Raw genomic sequence first — 5,797 nt, forward strand, 5'->3', positions numbered from 1 at the left:
TCGGGCTGAAGGGCACGATGAGCGAGGCCGAACTGCACATCCTGAAGTCGCGGCTGCAAGGCGGCATTCTCAACAAGGCGCGCCGCGGCGAGCTCGAGATGCCACCTTGTTGGTGGCGATCCGCAGGTAATGGGCGGTGGTCGCGAGGCTGCGGTGACCGAGCAGCATTTGAATGGTGCGCACGTCGGCACCGGCCTCCAACAGATGCACGGCGAAGGCGTGCCTCAAACTGTGTGGCGTGACCGGTTTGGACAATCCGGAGAGGTCGTGCGCTTTCGCGCAGGCTTGTCCCACCGCACTCCTGGTGATCGGCTGGTCGGCACGATCGCCGGGGAAGAGCCATTCCTTCGGTCGCCGCATCTTCCAGTAGTCGCGCAGGATCTCCAAAAGCTTGGGCGACAGCATCACGTAGCGGTCCTTCTGGCCTTTGCCCTGCTCGACGCGGATGACCATTCTCTGGCTGTCGATGCCCGTGGGCTTCAGCTGAACCGCTTCCGAGATGCGCAAGCCGGCGGCATAGCAAGTGGTCAGGAGGCGTGGTGTTTGACGTCGAGGACGCAACCGAGGAACCGCTGAACTTCCTCGGCGCTGCGGACGACGGCAGCCTCTGCGGCTTCTTGGGAAGCGGGAGGACCTCTTCAGGCGCCCGGTCCCGATCGAGCGTCACATTGTAGAGAAAGCGCAGCGCCGCAATGGCGGTGTGAATCGAGCCGGGCGACAGCTTCTTCTCGTTGGCCAGATAGACCTGATAGGTCCGAATATCCTCTCGCCCGAGCAAGTCCGGCGACTTGCCGAAGTGGCGGGCAAACAGCGAGACCTGTTGCAGATACGACCGCTGGGTGTTGAGCGCGAAGTTGCGCACCTGCATGTCCTCGCTCATGCGCTGGCGAAGGTGAGTCATGACAAGCTCCTTTGTCCGATGGAATGGGCTGCAAGCAGCCACTCCATGCTGACGCAGTCGGAGCTTGTTGTGGACACATGACCAGCGCGACAGACGACGACGCGATTAACACCGCGCCGGTGGCACACACCCTCCTTGCCGTTCCGCAATGGCGGAGCGGGTTAGTCCAAGCGCGATTATGCGCACCCGATGATTATGCGCAGCTCACCGGGACATTTATTCAGTTTTCTTCGGCAGATCAGTGAGATGGTGGCCGGCATTCAAACTAGGCGCTGCGCATAATTTTAAAGGCTCAACAGGAACTGCATGAGCTGGTCCGGCGGTCGATACCGGCTTTGACTGGCCGTCATGGGCTGCAGCCGGTTGAGCGTACGCTCCTTCACGGCGAGATCCGCCTGAAGGTACATGTGCGTCGTGGCGGGGCTCTCATGACCCAGCCATAGGGCAATGACGCTGATGTCGACGCCGGACTGCAGAAGATGCATTGCCGTGGTATGGCGGATGGTGTGAGGCGAAATCGAGCGACGCGCGAGTTGCGGGTAACTTTCCGCGGCGGCCGAGACCGCCAAGTTCAAGGCGCTGGGTGACGTTCGAACGCGCCATGCATCCGCCGCCTCTGTTCGGAAACAGGAAGTTCTCCGCGCCCGCTAGTCCAACCGGCGCTTCCAGTTGCGGATCAGGTTGGCGGTCGTCCGCCAGAGCGGCACGCTGCGGTCTTTGCGCCCCTTTCCATGCAGGTGCGCGACCGCCGAGCCATCGACGGCGACCTCGCCGACGCGCAGGCCGATGGCTTCAGACACGCGGGCGCCGGTGTTGTACATCAGGCTGAACAGTGCGCGATCCCGCTCACCTGCCCATGTCCGCGCATCCGGCGCCTCAAGGATCGCCTGCATCTCCTCGCGTGACAAAAATCCGAGGACCGGCCGGTCGAACCGTTTCATCGAATGGCCAGCACCTGTTCGATGATGGGGAGCGCGGTCAGGTCGTAGTGGGCGGCATACTTAAGGAAAGAGCGAAGTGCCGCCAGGCGGGCGTTGCGAGTACGGGCGCCGTTGCTCCGCCCCTTCTCCAAGTCGTCGAGGAAGCTCAGGATCAACTGCGCATCGAGGTCGGCAAGGGTCAGCCGGGTGGGCGACTTTCCAATTGTCGCCTCGGCGAAGTCCAGCAACAATCGGAAGGTATCGCGGTAGGCGGCGATGGTGCGCGAACTTACGGCCCGCTGATTGCCCAGATGCTCGACGAAAAAGCGTTGCAGCAGGATGGGGAAGGACCATGCCAGCTTGGGGTCAGTCATGATGACCCCCTCCAACCGTAGAGGCGAACAGGTCGAACCGTTTGCCAGCGACCGCCATGAGTTCCGGGACGCCGGTCAAATACCAGTAAGTATCGGAAATCTTGGCGTGGCCGACATAGGTCGAGAGCGCCGCCATGGCGTTGTCGATATCGGCGCCATGCTCGTGCCAGAGCTGGATACGGCGGCAAATGAAAGTGTGGCGCAGGTCGTGAATACGCACCTTGCCATGGCCGCCCCGCGCGGTCCAACTAAGGTTGGTGCGAAGCTTCTGGAAAACCTTATTGATCCTCCGTTTCGCGATGAATCCGCCCGCCGGAGACAGGAACAGCGGTGAGTCCTCGATGCGTGCACCATGACGCGCCCGAACCGCCAGATAGCGCCGTAGCTTGGCTACGACGGTGGCGTGTATGGGCACATGCCTGGATTTGCGGAACTTCGTGTTCCGAACCGTAAAGAACGCTCCATCGAGATTGACATCGCTGCAGCGCAAGTGAAGTGCTTCTGACCGGCGCAGACCCGTAGCGGCGATCAGCCCAAAGGTCGTCGCGTAGGTTGCCGGCCGCAATCCGCCCTCAGGGGCGAGGCGCGAAGCGGCGGTCACAAGGTCGCAGATCTCCTGCTCCGAATAGATGTGCGGTGCGAGGCGGCGATGTGAACGACCAAAGGTCGCGGTTTGTGGAAACTCGGTGCCGGGATCGAGCCGGGCAAGATACCTCGCGAACGGGCGAAGGGCCTCGAGGCGCCGCGCCGCAGACTGGCCCGTTTGGCCTGGCCTTGCACCCAGTTCAGGACGATATCGTTAGTGAGCGGGCCACTATGACCGCGCTCGTCGGCAAACAAGGCGAAGGCGGTGATTTGATGGCCCTGCATCCTGAGGGCGAAACCAAGGGCGCGGCGTTCGGACAAATAGTCCTTTGCCAGCGAGAGCATGGTGCGCGCGCCGGTCATTGCGCGCTCCCCGGCCTAGGTAGGGCCACAGCTGCAAGATTGGTCAGATCGACCTTGCGTAAATGGCGGACGTGTCGAGGCTTCGATGCCGCAGGATGTCCGCAATCTCCTTCATCGGCGCGCCGGCGCGCAGGCCCGGATAATCCTGGCCAAATGATCCTGGCCGACATTGGCCCCTGCCCGAATGACCACATAGCCCAAACAGATTTCCACTGTCGAAAACGGCGTTTGGGTGCGACCTCGACAAAGCCAAGCCGATCCGCATCTCGCTGCGGCGTAACCGCACCGCTCTTGATCGCCTTGCTTCGCCAGCCGAACAGCTGGGCTGGCGCCATCCCGGCTTGTCTGGCGATGGCCGATACATTCGCGCCTGGCTTCAGTGTCGCCTCGATCAGCCGCGACTTCGCTTCAGCCGACCAGCGCCGCCACGAACGCTGCGGGCTTGCCTCCAGCCGGTTCGGGGCCGCCTCAAGGACATGGAAACTTCTATCATTAGGCATAGGCGCAGACATAGAAATTGACACTGCAAGCTCCTCGGCTCCTTGCTTCAGTGTCACTATCTCTCGCTCATCACCTCAAGCCGCGCCAGATGGAGTCAGCTTGGCGCTTACGCAGTGAAGTTCTGGACACGAATGAAATTCAAGGGAACGCTCGCGCTCAAGGGGCACATCAATCCCACGCGCGTGCCGATCGAGACGAAGGAGAGCTACCGCTGGCTGGAGAACCTACGCCAGTCCATCGCGCTTGTTGGCGCGCCCGAGCGCTGCGTGCATGTGGGTGACCGGGAGCGCGACATTGCCTTCGGGCCTCCTCGATGCCTTCATCGGTGAAGGCCAAGATGCCGTCGTCATCGTTGGCCCCGTAGACCCAGATGACGCCGTCCTCGGGCTCGAAATGGCTCCCACAATCAGCGAAATGCGCAAACGGCCTGCGGGCCAGCGCTCCGCAACGTCGCCAATATGCAGCAGTGTCAGATTCTACAATCCGATTTGTAAGGTTGTAGTCAACCATACAGGCCTTGTTAGAGCCAACCTCTTATCATGCCTCAGCCCGATAGCGGAAAACATTCATAAAAGTGTTTTTTTCACGTCCCGTTTGGTCAATTGGCACGAGGTTTGATGCCCTCATCTGGCAGTTAGCAGCAGTGTGGGACGGGCCGCTGCTCATCACGACCTCCTAAACGCAGGAGCCGCCATGAACACCCTTGATCAGCAGACGGCACTGGAGCAAGCCGCACGCAAGCACATCAAGGATTCCCACGCCCTGGGCGGCGACGCCGGTCGGTTAGACCACTTCTACCGCGCATCGGCCAGTTCCTACGATTTGGGTCTGGCCGATGGGATACTGCGGGCCGATGATCGCGGCCGAAATGGCGGGACCGCGTCACGTCTCCCGCCTCTTTTCGCGTTCACGCTCCACGAACCACATCGTCGAAGCGATGCTCCGACTTTCCATTGTTAAAGAGGTGTACTTATGTCCAAGGATGTCTTAGTCAGGCTAGACGACAACTTGCAAGCAAAACGTGAAAGCTTTGATAAAATACCGTTGGTTGATATAGGACCGCTTCTCGATGGCACGAACAAAAAAGCGGTGGCTCGTGAAATGCGATGGGCGCTGTCCAACGCCGGCTTCATGTATGTAAAGAACCACGGTATTCCGCAGGATTTGATAGATTCGGTTTTCCATGTCAGCCGGAAGTTCTTTGATTTGCCAGTATCGCAGAAGACCTTACTGCACATTAGAAATTCCGATTTGGCTTTTCGCGGATACATTGAGCCGTTTGGAGAGAACACCGATCCGGACAAGACGAAGGACCTTAAAGAGTGCTTTGACTTCGGACCTGAACGTTCGGTATTGGAAGGTCCGTTTTTCGGTCCTAACCAGTGGCCCTCAAATTGGCCCGAGTTTCGGAAACTGACATACGGATACCATCAAAAGATGGTGGACCTCGCGAAAAAACTCTTGCAGGGAATTGCGCTCAGTCTGGACCTGCCGGAAAGCTATTTCGGGAATCTCATGCGGAACCCAATCAGCATTCAGCGCCTGCTCCACTACCCGCCGCAGAGCGGCCATGTTAGCGAGGACACGATCGGAATTGGCGCCCACACAGACTATGGCAATTTGACCATCCTGGCACAGGATGATGTGGGCGGTCTTCAGGTCCTGAACCGAGATGGCGATTGGGTACAGGGCACACCGATCCGCGGTACTTTCATAATCAACATCGGGGACCTAATTCAGCGGCTTACCAACGATGTCTACCTGGCCAACATGCATCGCGTAGTGAATAGCTCAGGGCGCGAGCGATACTCAGTCCCCTTCTTTATCGACCCTGATTTCGATGCGATCATAGAGCCGTTAAAGTCATGTGTCACAGACAGCAACCCACAGCGCTATCAGCCGGTAACTTGCGGCGAATACAAACTCCGACGTTTCGCTGCAAGTTACGCTCACTTGGCCAAAGCGTGAGCAAGGCCGCAGGCACCTATCCCAGACGGCGAAAGCTGGTGCACACCTCGTCATAGAGTTGCCCGCCAGGCCTTGTCAGCTGTGATCTGATCCCCAGAAACTGGACCGTTCAGAATTGGAGTTTTCCGCTGTAGTTTCCCGGCTGGGAGAGGAGCGGAAGCGATGAAAGCATCGAAGTTTTCGGA

7 protein-coding genes and 3 pseudogenes are annotated in these 5,797 nt (G+C 59.4%); 4 read left to right on the plus strand and 6 right to left on the minus strand.

The annotated features are described in order from the left end of the window. A pseudogene (locus NKH37_RS34165) lies at positions 1–104 on the plus strand (recombinase family protein); the annotation flags it as partial. On the opposite strand, the pseudogene NKH37_RS33820 reads toward NKH37_RS34165, so the two are convergent. The 6 genes and pseudogenes from NKH37_RS33820 to NKH37_RS33845 form a co-directional block, all read right to left on the minus strand. Further along, positions 70–901, minus strand: a pseudogene (locus NKH37_RS33820) (tyrosine-type recombinase/integrase). The pseudogenes NKH37_RS34165 and NKH37_RS33820 sit on opposite strands and share 35 nt — an antisense overlap. Before the next feature lie 284 nt (positions 902–1,185). Further along, positions 1,186–1,842: pseudogene (locus tag NKH37_RS33825) on the minus strand (tyrosine-type recombinase/integrase). Beyond that, positions 1,839–2,195 carry a site-specific integrase gene (locus NKH37_RS33830; RefSeq protein WP_352811493.1) on the minus strand — a complete coding sequence of 119 codons (357 nt, stop codon included), beginning with the start codon at positions 2,193–2,195 and terminating at the stop codon, positions 1,839–1,841. Before NKH37_RS33830 ends, NKH37_RS33825 begins: the two are co-directional and overlap by 4 nt. Further along, positions 2,188–2,796, minus strand: coding sequence for a tyrosine-type recombinase/integrase (locus NKH37_RS33835; RefSeq protein WP_353042558.1), 609 nt, complete (start codon positions 2,794–2,796; stop codon positions 2,188–2,190). The genes NKH37_RS33830 and NKH37_RS33835 overlap by 8 nt, the downstream gene beginning before the upstream one ends. Then, positions 2,793–3,143, minus strand: coding sequence for a hypothetical protein (locus NKH37_RS33840; RefSeq protein ID WP_353042560.1), 351 nt, complete (start codon positions 3,141–3,143; stop codon positions 2,793–2,795). Before NKH37_RS33840 ends, NKH37_RS33835 begins: the two co-directional genes overlap by 4 nt. Beyond that, positions 3,140–3,655: a transposase gene (locus tag NKH37_RS33845; RefSeq protein WP_353042566.1), complete on the minus strand. Its 516-nt coding sequence runs from the start codon at positions 3,653–3,655 to the stop codon at positions 3,140–3,142. The genes NKH37_RS33840 and NKH37_RS33845 overlap by 4 nt, the downstream gene beginning before the upstream one ends. Before the next feature lie 120 nt (positions 3,656–3,775). Here NKH37_RS33845 and NKH37_RS33850 point away from each other — a divergent pair, with 120 nt between their 5' ends. The 3 genes from NKH37_RS33850 to NKH37_RS33860 all read left to right on the plus strand — a co-directional run bounded on the left by NKH37_RS33850 (position 3,776) and on the right by NKH37_RS33860 (position 5,612). Continuing rightward, positions 3,776–3,973 carry a hypothetical protein gene (locus NKH37_RS33850; RefSeq protein WP_353042562.1) on the plus strand — a complete coding sequence of 66 codons (198 nt, stop codon included), beginning with the start codon at positions 3,776–3,778 and terminating at the stop codon, positions 3,971–3,973. A gap of 364 nt (positions 3,974–4,337) precedes the next feature. Further along, on the plus strand, positions 4,338–4,604 hold the full coding sequence (locus NKH37_RS33855; protein WP_352811485.1) for a hypothetical protein: 267 nt from the start codon (positions 4,338–4,340) through the stop codon (positions 4,602–4,604). 12 nt (positions 4,605–4,616) lie between these two features. After that, positions 4,617–5,612 carry an isopenicillin N synthase family dioxygenase gene (locus NKH37_RS33860; protein WP_353042564.1) on the plus strand — a complete coding sequence of 332 codons (996 nt, stop codon included), beginning with the start codon at positions 4,617–4,619 and terminating at the stop codon, positions 5,610–5,612. Positions 5,613–5,797 lie beyond the last annotated feature (185 nt).

Origin of the sequence: Mesorhizobium sp. M1217, assembly GCF_040318275.1 — a bacterium.
Classification (GTDB): Bacteria; Pseudomonadota; Alphaproteobacteria; order Rhizobiales; family Rhizobiaceae; genus Mesorhizobium.